Genomic DNA, 14,727 nt, shown 5'->3' with positions numbered 1-14,727 from the left:
TCCGGCCCGGTCGCCCCACGGTGGCCGGGCCGGACGTGTGATGATCGGCATCCTTGCTCCGCGGGCCGTCCGTAATGCATATTGCTCCTATAGTTTTTGTGGACTTTGGGAGCCGCTGTGATCGAAACCGGAGTGCACATCCTCGACCAGGCCGCCTGGGCCTCCCTGACCGGCCCGCACGCCCACTTCGCGCAGGGTGACGGCCGGGCCCTGCGCTACCGCCCCGAGATCTCGCCGATCATGGCGATTCCACCGGAGGCGGACGAGCGGGCCTGGGCCGACCTGCACGCCCTCGTCGGCCGGCGGGGGCAGGCTTTCCTCTCCGCCGATATCGGCACCCCGCCGGACGGCTGGACCGTCGAGGTGCGCGGCGAGGGTGTCCAGCTCGTCTCGACCGCTGCGCTGCGCTCCGAGCCCTCCGCCGGGCTCGTGGTCCTCGGTGCCGCCGACGTCCCGGAGATGCTGGAGCTCGTGGCGCGTACCAAACCGGGCCCGTTCGAGGTGGAGACCTATCGCCTCGGCACCTACCTCGGCGTCCGCCGGGCCGGGAGGCTCGTGGCGATGGCCGGTGAGCGCCTGCACCCGCCGGGCTGGACGGAGATCAGCGCGGTCTGCACCGATCCGGAATTCCGCGGTCAGGGCCTGGCGTCGACGCTGGTCCGAGCGGTCGCGCACAACATCCGCGAGCGGGGCGAGATCCCATTCATGCACGCCGCCGCGAGCAACGTCAATGCCATCCGGCTCTACCTGTCGATGGGTTTCGAGCTGCGCCGCACCCGCCAGTTCACCGTCCTGACCAGCCCGGACCGCAACCCCTGACGATCCGGTCGCAGCGGCGCCTCGGCGAACCCGCCGAGGCGCCCGTCGACGGTCCAGCGAGCGGATCGCGCAGGACTGTCCCCGTCCGGGCCGGGTGATGGCGGAAGGGCTCAAGTCGCTGATGCCGCGAAACCGTCCGTCCGTGTGTCGTCACGCTGGACGTATGTCCACGGTATGACCGTAGAGATATATACGTCTGTCGTTTAAGGATCCCCATACTGAACGCCACACATAGTCATGTGTGAATAGGTTCGGGGAGGAACCGAGTGAAGAGAGCCTTTGCGCTGACCAGCGCCACCCTGCTGGTCGGCAGCGCCCTCGTGGCCACCGCCACGAGCACCGCAGCCGCACCGCCGTCCCCCGTCGCGCCGCCCTCCGAGGCACAGGCGGCCGCCCGGGCGGAGAGCCACATCGCCACCCGCCCCGCCGACATCGAGGCCGCCGACGGCGAGACCTACAAGGTGTACCGCGCCAGCGTGGACGCCAACGGCGCCTCGCACGTCCGCTACGACCGGCTCTACCACGGCCTGCGCGTCTACGGCGGTGACTTCGTCGTGCACAGCAAGCCGGGTGGCGCGTACGACGGCACATCGGTCGGTCTGGACGCCCCGCTCGCCCTCAGCGTCACCCCGAAGGTCAGCGCCGCCAAGGCCGCAAAGACCGCCGAGGCCAACTTCGAGGGCTCCCGCACCGCCACCGGCACGCCGGAGCTCTTCGTCGACGCGAGCGACGGCAGCGCCCGCCTCGCCTGGGAGACCGTCGTCAGCGGCTGGGCCCCGGACAAGCAGACCCCGTCGCGGCTGCACGTCATCAGCGACGCGCAGACCGGCGCGTACATCGGCGAGTTCGACGAGATCGAGACGGTCGCCGGCACCGGCAACAGCGTCTACTCGGGCGCCGTCACCGTCGACACCACCCTCTCCGGCTCCACCTACAGCCTGATCGACCCGCTGCGCGGCAACGGCCGCACCTGCGACATGAACAACGGCACCAGCACCTGCACCACCTTCACCGACGCCGACAACACCTGGGGCACCGGCGCCACCTCCAACCGCCAGTCGGCCGGCGTCGACGCCCACTTCGGTGCGGCCAAGACGTTCGACTACTTCAAGAACGTGCACGGCCGCAACGGCATCTTCGGCACCGGCGCGGGCGTCCCGTCCCGGGTGCACTACGGCAACGCGTACGTCAACGCGTTCTGGGACGGCGCCCAGATGACCTACGGTGACGGCTCCGGCAACACCAAGCCGCTGGTCTCCCTCGACGTGGCCGGCCACGAGATGTCGCACGGCGTGACCGAGGCGGTCGTCTCCGGCGGCCTCACCTACTCCGGCGAGTCCGGCGGTCTCAACGAGGCCACCAGCGACATCTTCGGCAACATGGTCGAGTTCTACGCCAACACCACCTCGGACCCGGGTGACTACCAGGTCGGCGAGAAGATCAACATCAACGGCAACAACACGCCGCTGCGCTACATGTACAACCCGACCCTGGACGGCTCGTCGCACGGCTGCTGGGCCACCAACACCAACAGCATCGACGTCCACTACTCGTCCGGCCCGGGCAACCACTTCTTCTTCAACCTCGCCGAGGGCACCGGCGCCACCGCCTACGGCACCTCCCCGGTCTGTGGCTCGGCTCCGGCCGTCACCGGCATCGGCCGCGCCAAGGCCGAGAAGATCTGGTTCCGGGCGCTCGACACCTACTTCACGTCGAACACCCGCTACTACCTGGCCTCGAACCTGGCCAACACCGCCCGCGCCTACACCCTGCGTGCCGCCACCGACCTGTACGGCTCCTGCTCCACCGAGTACAAGACCGTCCAGGCCGCCTGGACCGCGGTCAACGTCGCCGGCAGCGACGCCACCTGCTCCACCGGTAACGACTTCTCGCTGACCGCCAGCCCCGCCAGCGCCGCGGTCAACCCCGGCTCGTCGGCCACCGCCACCATCGCCACCGCCGTCACCAGCGGGAGCGCCCAGACGGTCGCCCTGACCGCCTCCGGCCTGCCGTCCGGGGTCACCGCCGGCTTCAGCCCGTCGTCGGTCACCGCCGGCGCCAGCTCCACGCTGACCCTGGCCACCACCACCGCGGCCGCCCCCGGAACCTACGCCATCACCATCACCGGCACCGGCTCCGCGGCCACCAAGACCACCACGTTCTCGTTGACCGTCAACGGCGCCGGCGGCACCTGCTCCGGCACCAACGCCACCGACGTGACCATCTCCGACAACGCCACCGTCAACTCGCCGATCGCGATCAGCGGCTGCGCCCGCAACGCCTCGTCGACGAGCAAGGTCGAGATCCACATCGTCCACACGTACGTCGGTGACCTGGTCGTCTCCCTGGTCGCCCCGGACGGCAGCGTCTACAACCTGCGCAACCGCAGCGGTGGCAGCGCCGACAACATCGACACCACCTACACGACGAACGTGTCCACCGAAGCGGCCAACGGCACCTGGAACCTGCGGGTCCAGGACGCCGCCTCGGCTGACACCGGCTACATCAACAGCTGGACCCTGACCCTTTGACCCCGCAGTGACACCCGCTCCGCGGTCACCGTTCCGGCGGTGGCCGCGGAGTGCGGCGCTAAGCCGCCGTGCCGGCACGCCGAACAGACAAGGGTGAGAGACCGGTGGGCCGTCTCCTCCTGGGCGCTGCTGGGCGTGGGCATGCCGGCCGCCGTGTTCGTCGGCGTCGCCGACGCGCCCGGCGCCACCTACGGCTACCTGGCCGGCGTCCTCGTCTGCGTGATAGCGGCCGCCGTCGGCATCGGTCACAACGTTCCCCCCGGCCACCGCCGCCCGTGGCTCCTCACCCTGGCCGCGATGGTGATCTCGCTGGCCGGCGAGACGACGCGGGTGCTCGCCCCCGGCGGCACCGTCCTCGCCATGCTCCCGGACCTCGCGCTGCTCCCCATCTACCTGCTGCTCACGGCCAGCGTCGCCGACCTGGTACGGCGCACCCGCGCCACCGCCGACGACCCGGCACGGGTGGACGCTGCCCTCATCGGCGTCGGCGCCGCCCTGCTGGTCTGGTCGCTGTGGATCGAACCGTGGATCGCCGTCGGCGACCCCCGATGGCAGAACCTGGTCGCGGCGGCCCTGCCCCTGGCCCCGGCCCTACTGGTGACCATCGCCCTGCCGGTGCTGTTGCTCGGCCGGACCCGCGCCCCCGCCATGTGGTTCTTCGTCACCAGCGGCATGGCCCTGCTGGCGGCCAACATCGTCCTGGCCAACCGCGGCTGGTTCGTCCAGGGCCCCGACGGCATCCCGCTCAAGACCATGGGCGCCCTCGTGCTGGCCGCCGACTTCGCCAACGCCGCCTGCGTGCTGCATCCCACCGTGCCCGTTCTCACCGAACGGGTGCTGGCCCGCTCCCACGAGCTGCGTCGCGGACGCATCACCCTGATCACGGCGACGCTGTGCGTGCCGACCGTCCTCGGCGTGGTCGCGCCGCCGCGAGGTCAGGCCTTCTCGCTGGTACGGGCAGCGCTCGCCCTGGCTCTGATCGGCGTCGTGGTCGCCCGCGTCATCCGGGCCAACAACTCCCGGGCGCGCGCCGAACAGGAGGCCCGCTGGCGCGCCGAGCACGACTCCCTGACCGGCCTGCCCAACCGCGAACGCCTCGCCGCCACCGTGTCCCGCTGGACCGCGCCGGACACCCAGGTCAGCGTGCTGCTCCTCGACCTCGACCGGTTCAAGCTGGTCAACGACCACTGGGGCCACGAAGTCGGCGACGAGATGCTGCGCGCCGCCGCCGCCCGTGTCGCCGCCACCGTCCGCGCCGACGACCTGGTCTGCCGCACCGGCGGCGACGAGTTCGCGGTCGCGATGACATCGCCCACCGGCGATCCCGCGCCTCAGCGCCTGGCCGATCGTCTGCTCGAGGCCCTGGAAGACCCGCTGCCGCTGTCCGTCGGGCCGGTCGACGTCACCGCATCCATCGGCATCGCGACCGCCGGCGCCGGCACCGGCGCCGTCGAGCTGCTACGTGACGCCGACACGGCGATGTACCGGGCCAAGGAGTCCGGCCGCAACCGCTACGCCGTCTTCGACCCGCAACTGCGCGAACGGCTGCAGCGACGGGTCACTCTCGAACGGGCGCTGCGCGGCGCCCTCCACCGCGGCCAGCTCGACGTGCACTACCAGCCGCTCGTGCACCTGGCGACCGAGGAGGTCGACGGGTTCGAGGCCCTGATGCGCTGGACCCACCCCGAGCTCGGGCCGGTGTCGCCGGTCGAGTTCATCCCGATCGCCGAGGACTCCGGCCTCATCGTCGAGGCCGGAGCCTGGCTGCTGGAGGAGGCGGCCACCCGAACCAGGGAATGGCGCGAGACGACTCCCGTGCACGTGTCGGTCAACCTGGCCGTACGCCAGCTGCGCGAACCGGGCCTGGCCGAGCGGGTCGCGGAGATCCTGATCCGCACCGGCCTCCCGCCGGAGGCGCTGTGGCTCGAGGTCACCGAGTCCGGTTTCATGGACGACCCGGACGCCTGCCTGCACACCCTGCACGAACTGCGGAACCTGGGCATCACCCTCTGCATCGACGACTTCGGCACCGGCTTCTCGTCGCTGAGCTACCTGCAGCGCCTGCCGGTGACCATCGTCAAGATCGACCGGGCGTTCGTCACCGGCGTCGGCGACGGCGGGCCCGACGAGTCGATCGTGCGGGCCGTGCTCGCCATGTCGCACGCGCTGGGCCACCGGGTCGTGGCCGAAGGCGTCGAGACCACCGTCCAGCGCGACTGGCTCCGGGCCAACGGCTGCGACTACGCCCAGGGGTGGTTGTACGGCAAGCCGTTGCCCGCCGCCCAGACCCGTCTGGCGGCCGGCCGGGTCGTGCAAGGCGCCTGACCGGCCCCGTGTCCGATTCGGCCGGCTTATCCGGTCCCATGGCCCGTCGGCGGCGGGATGGGACCGCCCCCTGTCAGCCGCAGACGACCTCCTCGGCGGCCCGGTTCGCCGGTCGGGCCGCCAGGCCGCCAGGTCGCCGGGTCGCTGGGTCGCTGGTCGGGCCGCCGGGTCGCTGGGTCGCTGGTCGGGCCGCCGGGTCGCTGGGTCGCTGGTCGGGCCGCCGGGTCGCTGGGTCGCTGGTCGGGTCGCTGGGTCGCCGGTCGGGACGCCGTTTGCCCCCGCGTGCCGGTGGTCAGGCTTCGGCGTGGACCTTCTGCAGGGCGTTGAGGAACGCGTCGGCCGGCTGGGCGCCGGAGATCCCGTACTTCTGATTGATCAGGAAGAACGGCACGCCACTGATGCCCAGCTGCCGGGCCCTGCGAATGTCGGCGTCGACCTCGGCGCCGTACTCCGTCCCGGCGACCACGTCGGCCGCCTCGTCCGCCGGGACGCCGACGGCGGTCGCGAGGCGTACCAGCGTGTCGGGGTCGTCGACCACCGCGGCGTCGGACAGGTGCGCCTTGAGCAACGCCTCGTGCATCTCGGTGCCGAGGCCGTGCCGGCCGGCCAGGTGGGCGACCCGGTGAGCGTCACGGGTGTTGACCGAGATCGCGTGGCCCAGGTCGTAGGACAGGCCCTCGGCCTCGGCGAGCTGTGTGACCTGGTGGGTCATCGCCCGCACCTGGGAGGCGGGCGCCCCGATCTTCTTGGCCAGCATCTCGTGGACCGGCTCCCGGGTGCCCGCCGGGATCGTCGGGTCGAGCTGGAAGCTGTGCCAGGTGACGGTGACGTCGTGATCGAACCGGCCGAGCGCCGTCTCCAGGCGCCGCTTGCCGATGTAGCACCACGGGCAGACCACGTCGGACCAGACGTCGATGCTGATGCTCACAGGCACACTCCGTTCTCGCAGACGGGCGCGTCCTCGGCGCCTTCGAGGATGATCAGTTGCGGCAGCTCCTCGGCGGGGATCTCCTCGTCGATCTGCTCGGCTGGGGTCTCCGGCACGTCCGCTCCTCCGCTATCCTGACCCTAAGGTCAACTTGTGCTCGCAACGGTAGCAGACATGTTGACCGCCGGGTCAAGTTATGGAGGGGCATGCGAGCGGACGCACAGCGCAACGCCGCCAGACTGCGCGCCGCCGCGGCGGACCTCTTCCAGGAGCGCGGGCTGCAGGTGTCGCTCAAGGAGATCGCCCGCCACGCCGGGGTGAGCCACGGGACGCTCTACAACCTGTTCGGCTCCCGCGAGGCGCTGATCGACGAGGTGATCGCCGACCTGGCCGCCACCCGCCTCGGCGACGCCGCCCGCACCGCGCTGGCCTGCCCCGATCCCTGGCTGGGCTTCGCCGGCTACGTGACCGAGGTCTGCGAGTTGCAGGCGACCGACCCGGCCCTCGGCGACGTGCTGACCCGCCGTTTCCCGGACGCGAGCCGCCTCATGGCCGTCTGCGACAACTCGTTCGCCGCCGCCGAGTCGATCATCGACCGGGCCCGCCACGACGGCTCCCTGAGGGATGACTTCACCGCTTCCGACCTGCTGTTCTTCCTCGCCTCCCACGCGCCCCTGGCCCGGGCCGCGGCCACCGCCGGCTCCGACGCCTGGCGGCGGGCGGTCGCTTTCATGCTGGACGGTCTGCGTGCGCCAGCGGCCACTCCGCTTCCGGTGGACCCGATGACTCCGGCGCAGATCAACCGCCTGCTCGTCGAGGGCACGTCCAGCACCGCCGGTTGACGCCCGCGCAGGCCCTGTGTTCTCCGACCTCGTCGATATCTGCGGCGCCGTCGCCGGTCCCGCGTCCTCCGATGCCGGTCCTGCATTTCCCGATCTCGTTGACGTTTGCCGCGCCGTTGACGTTCGCCGCGCCGTTGACGTTTGCCGCGCCGTTGACGTTTGCCGCGCCGTTGACGTTGGCCGCGCCGTTGACGTTTGCCGCGCCGTTGACGTTCGCGCGGCGACGGGGCGCCGGGATTGGCGTCGCAATGAAGCGCTTCCAATGGGCAAAGCAGACAAATGCGGCTTATTTTCGGCCCGCGCGGAGGTGCGCCGGGGTGTGTGAGGTTCCGGAACTTCGGCCGTCGATCGCCTCTGAGCAGCGCCAATGTGGAACCGGTGCCGGAACCGGTTTCGGGAGGCATTGACACCCCTCTACGAGGCTGCCACGGTGGCGGTCAAGAGAGCGGTTTCACAGGTTGTTCCCCGGCTGGAAATCGCTTCGTCACACCCCGAGGAGTCCCGCCCCATGATCACTCCTGCCCGAAAACGGCCGCGCTCCGGCCGTACCAGAAGAATCGCCCTTGCCTTCGGTCTCGCCGGTCTGATGGCCGGCTTCGTCGCGGTGACCAGCGGACCCGCGTCGGCCGCCGAGGTGCTCGTCTCGCAAGGCAAGGCGGCCACCGCGTCGTCCACCGAGTCGGCCGGCGCCTACCTCGCGGCCGAAGCCGTCGACGGCAACAACGGCACCCGCTGGGCCAGCACCTGGTCGGCGGCCCAGTGGTTCCAGGTCGACCTCGGCGCCGCGACCTCGGTCAGCCGGATCGCGATCAACTGGGAGGCCGCCTACGCCCGCGGGTTCACCATCCAGTTGTCGACGAACAACAGCACCTGGACCCAGGCGTACGCGACGACGACCGGCACCGGCGGCCAGCAGAGCATCGCCGTTTCCGGAACCGCCCGTTACGTGCGGATCAACCTGACACAGCGGGCGCTGGACGCGTACGGATACTCGTTCTGGGAGTTCCAGGTCTACTCCGGCGACGGTGACACGCCGCCCACCGGAACGACGCGGCTGCTCTCCTACGGCAAGCCGGCCCTGGCCTCCACCTGGCAGAACGACGTCAACTGCAACCCGTGCAGCCCCGACAGGGCGTTCGACAACGACCCGGCCAGCCGGTGGGCGACCAGCTCGACCAACGGCTGGGTCGACCCGGGCTGGATCTCCGTCGACCTGGGCGCCACCGCCCAGATCAGCCAGGTCGTGCTCCAGTGGGACCCGGCCTACGCCCGCGCCTACCAACTGCAGGTGTCGCCGGACAACGTCAACTGGACCACCTTCTACAGCACCACCACCGGTGACGGGCTGAAAGACGTCGTCAACGCCACCGGCACCGGCCGGTACGTGCGGATGTACGGCACCGCCCGCAGCAGCACCTACGGCTACTCGCTCTGGGAGTTCAGCATCTACGGCACCGGTGGCAACCCGACCAGCCCGCCCGCACGACCCGCCGACCCCACCTTCCCCGCCACCCGCTTGGTCTTCTCCGACGAGTTCAACGGGGCGGCCGGCAGCAAACCCGACACCGCCAAGTGGACGTACGACCCGGGCGTCCCGCAGAACGGCGAGGTCCAGTACTACACCCCCAACAGCGAGAACGCGTCGATGAACGGCTCGGGCTCGCTCGTCATCGAGGCGCGCCGGCAGGACTACCAGGGCCGGCAGTACACCTCGCACCGGATGAACACGAGCAACAAGTTCAGCGTCCAATACGGCCGGATCGAGGCCCGCGTCAAGGTCCCGAAGGGCAACGGGCTGTGGCCGGCGTTCTGGCTGATGGGTGACGACTTCCTGCAGGGGCGGCCGTGGCCGTACAACGGGGAGATCGACATCATGGAGGTCCTCGGACGCAACACCAGCGAGGCCTACTCGACGCTGCACGCTCCGGCCTACAACGGAGCCGGGGGTACGGCCAGAAGTACGCCACCGTCGACCTGTCCCAGGACTACCACGTCTGGGCGGCCGAGTGGGACAGCAAGGGGATCCGCTTCTTCCTCGACGGCCGGCTCGTCTTCGACGCCGCCAAGGAGACCGTGGAGAACACCCGCGGCCCGTGGATCTACGACCACAAGTTCTACCTGATCCTCAACCTGGCCGTCGGCGGCGACTTCCCCGGCCCGATCGACGCCACCACCCCGTTCCCCAGCCAGATGCTCGTCGACTACGTACGCGTCTACCAGTGAGCAGAGGCCCGCGCGGCGGCCGAACCGGCTGCCGCACGGGCTCATGCGCGGGCTCATTGCGCGGGCTCATGCGCGGGCCGGGCTCGCAAGGCAGCCGAACCGGCTGTGGCGCGGGCTCGTGTGCCGGTCGGGCTCGTGCGGTGGTCGAACCGGCTGCCGTGCGGGCTCATGCGCGGGCCGCAGCGGTCGGCACGCGGGCCTCGGGCTCGGCGGCGTGCCCGCACGCGTCGGCCGTCATCGCTCCCGGTGAGGCGGGGCCCGGCTTCACCCGCCGGGGTGAGGGCTGCGTGGTGGCCGCGGCGAGAGCCGCGCCGCCGGTGATCGCCACGGCCATCACGCTCCCCGCCAGGACCGTCGGCCCGCCAGACCTGGCCAATCCGCCTAGACCCGGCCAATCCCGCCAGACCCGGCCCGTCCCGCCGGACCCGATCGCCTGGGGCAGCCGATAGCGGCCACCCAGCTTCCCGGCCATCTCTGAGCCCCCTCTCGTCGTCGAGGGGTTCGGAGCCGGGGGAGCCGTGGCCGGGCCCGATGTCAGACCAGATCCACCAAAGCGTCGAGCGGGGCAGTCGGGGTCGCGGACTCGGGCGCGCGCTCGATGGTGACGCCCACATTCGACATGGCGGGCAGGCCCTCGACGACCTGCACGGCCGCCGACTGGCCCTCGCGGAGTGCACCCGCCGAAGCCGGGGCACCGGATTGAATGGTCCACATCTGATAGACGCGGCCCGCGGCCGGGGCGCTGTCTGCCGCGAGCATGATGACACCCGCATTCTGCAGACGGGAACTCGACACCGTCACCTGCCCACCACTTTTCAGCCGTTCGGTGCGCGTCTGCACGTCCGGGGCGCTGAGGATCGACCGGACCCGGGCCTCGCTCGCCCGCGCGGCCTCGAGGCGGGACTGCGCGTCGCGTACCCGCTGATCCTGAACCTGATAGACGGCCGTGCCCGCCCCGAGCGCGGCGACCACCGCGGCGGCCGCGGCGACCAGACGCAGTCCGCGTCGCGACCGGTCCTGCTGACGTGGCCGTGGTGGAATCGCCGGCGGCAACTGGCGGGTGTTGGTGATCTCGGCGAGCACGTCGTCGCGGAGCCCGGGCGGTGGAACCGACCAGGCGCCGTCCGCCAGCTGGGCCGTCACCTCGAACAACTCGTCCGCCTCGAGCCGGCACACCTCGCAGTCGCGCAGATGACGGTCGAACGCGGCCCGCTCGAGGTCGTCGAGTGCGTCCAGCACATAGGCGCCGATCAGGGAGTGGACGTCGTTCTTCTCGTCGGGTGCGCTCATGCCGCCACCTCCGGTGTCAGGCAGTCGCGGAGCCTGATCAGGCCGTCCCTCATTCTGCTTTTGACCGTCGGTAACGGCACCCTCAGCAGCTCGGAGACCTGCGGATACGTGTGGCCCTGGTAGAACGCCAGCGTCACCGCCTGCCGCTGCACCTCGGTCAGCGCCTCCAGGCAGTGCCGTACCTGCTGGCGTTCCAGGCGCATCGCCACCTCGTCGGCGACCTCGTCGTATGGAGTGTCCACCGAAGCAGCGCCCACCCGGGCGACCCGATCACCGGCCGCTTGCTCCGACCGCACCCGGTCCACCGCCCGCCGATGCGTGATCGTGAAGATCCACGCGGTCGCCGAACCCCGGTCCGGATCCCAGCGGGCCGCCGTCCGCCACACCTCGACCAGGACCTCCTGCGCCACCTCCTCGGCCTGCGCCGGATCCCGCAGAACTCGCCTGACCAGGCCGTAGACACGTGGCGCAACCAGGTCGTACAGCTTGCCGAACGCCTTCTCGTCACCGCGTGCCACCGACGCCAGCAACAGCCCGGCATCCGGCACCGTCTCCGGGTCCGGCACCGGAGTCAGGTACTCCGGTCGATCCCCGACGCCACGCTCTGCCATCGTTCTCCATCCCGCATCGACTCGTCCGGGTGGGGATTCGGAGCCGCCCCGGCCGCGGATGGGTGTCCCTTCCTGAACGACTCGCTTGCTGAACGACTCGCTTGCTGAACGACTCGCGAATTCTGTCATCTGGCTACCACGCGCGGGCCGCGCATGTCACTGAACCGGTCGGTCCGGTCATGGCCTCGCGTCTTCTACGCTGCTGAGATCTTCAGCTTTCAGATGAGAGCTCGAACTTCCGGAATGGGGCGATGATGAAGATGTGGCCGGTGGTGGCTGTGGTGGCGGCCCTGTTGTCGGTGGCCGGTTGCGCGGAGTCAGCACCCTCGCCCTCCTCGTCGCCGGTCGTCCTAACCACTCTTCCTCCTTCCGGGCCGTCTTCGTCCTCCGCCGCCGGCTCGCCGGCGGGCGTGCCTTCGTCATCGGCCGGCTCGTCATCGGCCGGCGCGTTCGTACGGGTGGTGCGGGCCCAACTCGCCGACATCGCCGCGGGCCGGGCGGATGCGGAGATCCAGGCGATCGCCGACAACGCTTGCGCCGGTCTGGCCGATGGCCGTTCCACCGACGAGATCGTGGACACCACCCGCACACTCGGAACCCTCGACGCCGAAGCCACCGATCACGCCACCGCGCGTGAGCTGATCAAACTGGCCATCGACACCACCTGCTTCGACCAGCGCGCCCGCGTCGACGAATTCTGACACCGGCCGGGCCGCCCCCTCACCTCCTCGCGCCGGGCCGCCCCTCACCTCCTCGCGCCGGGCCGTGCACCCTCGCGCCGGGCCGTCAAGCCCTGCGACCTCCCACCAAGCCGTGCGGCCCTGCAACGGGATTGGCGGATCCATCGGCGGCTGAGGTCGGCTCCAGCGCCGGGTCGGGCAGGCCCCGGCCGGGCGCGCCTCCGCTAGGTGTTGCTTCTGGCTGGGCGCGCGTCCGCTGGGCGTCGTCACTGGCTGGGTGTTGCCTCTGCTGGGCGTTGCCTCTGCTGGCGCTGCCTACGGTGGGCGTCGGCTCCGCTGGGTGCTGCCGCCTCTCATCGTCGTCCTTTCATCGTCGTCGCCTCAACGCTGGTCGATGATCAGACCGTTTCGTGTCGACGCGTCCCGGGTGAGGGCCATCGTCAGCGGCGCTTCCGGGAAGGTCGCGATCGCCGCCAGCGCCGCCCGCAACTGGGCCTCGCTCTCCCAATGCCAGGTGTCGGTGTAGGTGTCGTCCTCCAACCGCACCAGCACGGCCGCCGTGAGCCCCGGATGACTCCCGCGAACCGTGCCGATCAGCGACGCCCGCCGGGCCAGGAACTCCTCCAGGTCGGCCGGATCGACAGCGTAGGTGTGCGCACGAACCGCCGTCATCGCGATCACCAGGCCCCGGCGATCTGGCGGATCGGGGCGTTGAGGCGGTTGAACAGGTTCGTCACCGCGATCCACAGCAGCAGTGCGGCCAACTGCTCCTCGCTGAAGTGGTCCGCGGCCGCATCCCACACGTCGTCCGGAACGGCGTCGACCCGATCGGCGAGCCGGGTGACCGACTCGGCCAGAGCCAGCGCGGCCCGCTCCTCCTCGGTGTAATACGGCGTCTCCCGCCAGGCCGCCACCAACCCGATCCGCTCGTCGCTCACCCCGAGCTTGCGCAGGCTCTTGAGCCCGCCGTCGACGCAGAAGCTGCACCCATTGATCTGGCTCACCCTCAGATGCACCAGATCCAGCACCTCTTGCGGAACGCCCTGCGAGTGCGCCGCCTTGATCAGCCCCTGGATCGGCTGCATCGCCGCGGGGACGAGGACTGCCGCGTTCTTCATCCGTGCCTGCATCGTTCTCACTCCTTGAGTGCGTGCCGTTTGCCTTGCACCCGAGGTTGTCCGACCCGGTTGATACATCGACGATGCGTCCGCGATGGGCCGTCTCGCGCACACACATCGCCAGCCGGTCTCCGGCCGTATCCCGCCATCCGGCTCCCTCTTCTGCATGCCTCGTCTTGCACGGCTCGTAGAGGCTGCGCCCCGGCCTTTCGCCCAGGCGAGGCCCTTAATACCGGTCCCGCCTGGGGGTGCCGCATCTCCCGGCCGGCTGGCCGGCCGGGAGATGCAGTCGGTCGAGAGGGGCCGCAGGCAGCCGGCCGGAGCAGCGGCGAGCCCGGCCGGAGCCGCGGTCGGTGGGCCGGAGCCATGGTTCGGTGGGCCGGAGCCCCGGTTGGTTGGCCGGAACCGCGGTCAGCCGGCCAGGAGATGCAGCGGTGGGACCACGAGCCGGTCGAGCGCGGTCGTCGTCTCGATATCGGCGGGCAGAAGAACGATCAGCCGCTGATCATCGTCGGCGGCAAGATCCATGACCTCGTAGGCCAGCCGCAGGTGGCCCACCGTCGGGTGGATCAACCGGAGCACACCGCTGGCGCCCGGCAGCCCGGGGACCGTCTCGACCCGCCGGGTGAAGGCTTCCCCGGCAGTGACGGTGAGCTCGTCGGCCAGCGCGGCGATGTGCGGATCGGCCCGGAACGGCCCCTGCTTCAGCGCCGCCACCTCTTCGTCGGCGACCCGCTCCCAGTCGGGATAGGCCACCCGCGCCCGCTCGTCGGTGAGAACGAACCGTGCGAGGTTGGGCCGGGCCCCGTCGAGCAGGCCGATCGGTCCCATCAGCCGCTCGTAGGCGGCGGTGCGGGCCAGGATGTCACCGAGCCGGTTGAGCAGCACCGCCGGCGCGGGATCGAGCCGATCGAGCACCGCCCGGACCGTCGGGCGCACCGTGCGCGCCGGGCGGCTGTCGCCACCGAGGCAGTTGTAGGCCGGATCGGACGCCTTCGTCAGCCGCAGCAGGTGGGCGCGCTCTCCGGCGGACAGCCGCAAGGCCCCGGCGAGCGCCGACAGGACCTGCGGTGACGGCCGACGGTCGCGGCCCTGCTCGAGCCGGGTCAGATACTCCACGCTGACCCGGGCGAGCGCGGCCACCTCGGAACGTCTCAGACCTGGGGCACGCCGGCGTGGGCCGGCGGGCAGCCCGACCTCGTCCGGAGTGATCGCCTCCCGGCGCTTCCGCAGGAACAGTCCGAGTTCGTTGTCGTCCACCATCCGACCGTAACAACGCTGCAGGCCCTCAAGGTGTCCCTCCTGGTACCACCCTCAGCAGGGCCTCCACAATGGCCTCCGGCCGGTGCAGTCTCGAGGC

The 14,727-nt window shown here is 70.8% G+C and carries 14 protein-coding genes and 2 pseudogenes; 9 read left to right on the top strand and 7 right to left on the bottom strand.

All coding sequences use genetic code 11. The annotated features are described in order from the left end of the window. The first annotated feature begins 117 nt into the window (after positions 1 to 117). The 3 genes from ACQPZW_RS32495 to ACQPZW_RS32485 all read left to right on the top strand — a co-directional run bounded on the left by ACQPZW_RS32495 (position 118) and on the right by ACQPZW_RS32485 (position 5,675). Positions 118 to 819 carry a GNAT family N-acetyltransferase gene (locus tag ACQPZW_RS32495; RefSeq protein ID WP_433789828.1) on the top strand — a complete coding sequence of 234 codons (702 nt, stop codon included), beginning with the start codon at positions 118 to 120 and terminating at the stop codon, positions 817 to 819. A 266-nt stretch (positions 820 to 1,085) separates the two neighbouring features. Beyond that, entirely contained in the window at positions 1,086 to 3,350 is a 2,265-nt protein-coding gene (locus ACQPZW_RS32490; RefSeq protein ID WP_433789827.1) for a M4 family metallopeptidase, read from the top strand. Positions 3,351 to 3,443: 93 nt separating this feature from the next. Continuing rightward, positions 3,444 to 5,675: a putative bifunctional diguanylate cyclase/phosphodiesterase gene (locus ACQPZW_RS32485; RefSeq protein ID WP_433789826.1), complete on the top strand. Its 2,232-nt coding sequence runs from the start codon at positions 3,444 to 3,446 to the stop codon at positions 5,673 to 5,675. Between the two features lie 292 nt (positions 5,676 to 5,967). Here the strand turns inward: ACQPZW_RS32485 and ACQPZW_RS32480 are convergent, their stop codons facing one another. Continuing rightward, on the bottom strand, positions 5,968 to 6,603 hold the full coding sequence (locus ACQPZW_RS32480; RefSeq protein WP_433789825.1) for a DsbA family oxidoreductase: 636 nt from the start codon (positions 6,601 to 6,603) through the stop codon (positions 5,968 to 5,970). A gap of 206 nt (positions 6,604 to 6,809) precedes the next feature. Between ACQPZW_RS32480 and ACQPZW_RS32475 the strand changes: the two genes are divergently transcribed. The 5 genes and pseudogenes from ACQPZW_RS32475 to ACQPZW_RS32455 all read left to right on the top strand — a co-directional run bounded on the left by ACQPZW_RS32475 (position 6,810) and on the right by ACQPZW_RS32455 (position 9,668). Then, entirely contained in the window at positions 6,810 to 7,445 is a 636-nt protein-coding gene (locus ACQPZW_RS32475) for a TetR/AcrR family transcriptional regulator (RefSeq protein ID WP_433789824.1), read from the top strand. Positions 7,446 to 7,516: 71 nt separating this feature from the next. Continuing rightward, on the top strand, positions 7,517 to 7,852 hold the full coding sequence (locus tag ACQPZW_RS32470) for a hypothetical protein (protein ID WP_433797897.1): 336 nt from the start codon (positions 7,517 to 7,519) through the stop codon (positions 7,850 to 7,852). Next, positions 7,813 to 9,327: pseudogene (locus ACQPZW_RS32465) on the top strand (galactose-binding domain-containing protein); the annotation flags it as partial. The gene ACQPZW_RS32470 and the pseudogene ACQPZW_RS32465, both read left to right, overlap by 40 nt. Beyond that, a pseudogene (locus ACQPZW_RS32460) lies at positions 9,291 to 9,467 on the top strand (hypothetical protein); the annotation flags it as partial. The pseudogenes ACQPZW_RS32465 and ACQPZW_RS32460, both read left to right, overlap by 37 nt. A 51-nt stretch (positions 9,468 to 9,518) precedes the next feature. Continuing rightward, a complete protein-coding gene (locus ACQPZW_RS32455; RefSeq protein WP_433797896.1) occupies positions 9,519 to 9,668 on the top strand; it encodes a hypothetical protein in 150 nt (49 codons plus the stop codon). Between the two features lie 166 nt (positions 9,669 to 9,834). Here ACQPZW_RS32455 and ACQPZW_RS32450 read toward each other — a convergent pair whose 3' ends face one another. The 3 genes from ACQPZW_RS32450 to sigK all read right to left on the bottom strand — a co-directional run bounded on the left by ACQPZW_RS32450 (position 9,835) and on the right by sigK (position 11,569). Beyond that, positions 9,835 to 10,002: a hypothetical protein gene (locus tag ACQPZW_RS32450; protein ID WP_433789823.1), complete on the bottom strand. Its 168-nt coding sequence runs from the start codon at positions 10,000 to 10,002 to the stop codon at positions 9,835 to 9,837. A 200-nt stretch (positions 10,003 to 10,202) separates the two neighbouring features. Further along, positions 10,203 to 10,958, bottom strand: coding sequence for an anti-sigma factor domain-containing protein (locus tag ACQPZW_RS32445; RefSeq protein WP_433789822.1), 756 nt, complete (start codon positions 10,956 to 10,958; stop codon positions 10,203 to 10,205). Beyond that, positions 10,955 to 11,569, bottom strand: coding sequence for an ECF RNA polymerase sigma factor SigK (gene sigK / locus ACQPZW_RS32440; RefSeq protein WP_433789821.1), 615 nt, complete (start codon positions 11,567 to 11,569; stop codon positions 10,955 to 10,957). The genes ACQPZW_RS32445 and sigK overlap by 4 nt, the downstream gene beginning before the upstream one ends. Positions 11,570 to 11,979: 410 nt before the next feature. On the opposite strand from sigK, the gene ACQPZW_RS32435 reads away from it, so the two are divergent. Further along, positions 11,980 to 12,270 (top strand): hypothetical protein, encoded by a 291-nt coding sequence (locus ACQPZW_RS32435; RefSeq protein ID WP_433789820.1) that lies wholly within the window; start codon positions 11,980 to 11,982, stop codon positions 12,268 to 12,270. 360 nt (positions 12,271 to 12,630) lie between these two features. Here the strand turns inward: ACQPZW_RS32435 and ACQPZW_RS32430 are convergent, their stop codons facing one another. The 3 genes from ACQPZW_RS32430 to ACQPZW_RS32420 all read right to left on the bottom strand — a co-directional run bounded on the left by ACQPZW_RS32430 (position 12,631) and on the right by ACQPZW_RS32420 (position 14,630). Continuing rightward, complete coding sequence (locus ACQPZW_RS32430) at positions 12,631 to 12,921, bottom strand: hypothetical protein (RefSeq protein WP_433789819.1); 291 nt, start codon at positions 12,919 to 12,921, stop codon at positions 12,631 to 12,633. 5 nt (positions 12,922 to 12,926) lie between these two features. After that, positions 12,927 to 13,379: a carboxymuconolactone decarboxylase family protein gene (locus ACQPZW_RS32425; RefSeq protein WP_433789818.1), complete on the bottom strand. Its 453-nt coding sequence runs from the start codon at positions 13,377 to 13,379 to the stop codon at positions 12,927 to 12,929. A 399-nt stretch (positions 13,380 to 13,778) separates the two neighbouring features. Continuing rightward, positions 13,779 to 14,630: a helix-turn-helix transcriptional regulator gene (locus ACQPZW_RS32420; protein WP_433789817.1), complete on the bottom strand. Its 852-nt coding sequence runs from the start codon at positions 14,628 to 14,630 to the stop codon at positions 13,779 to 13,781. Positions 14,631 to 14,727: the final 97 nt, after the last annotated feature.

Source organism: Actinoplanes sp. CA-252034 (genome assembly GCF_050956125.1).
GTDB lineage: Bacteria > Actinomycetota > Actinomycetes > Mycobacteriales > Micromonosporaceae > Actinoplanes.
Note: the sequence above shows the minus strand (reverse complement) of the source record. Positions and strands in the feature narration are given on the sequence as shown.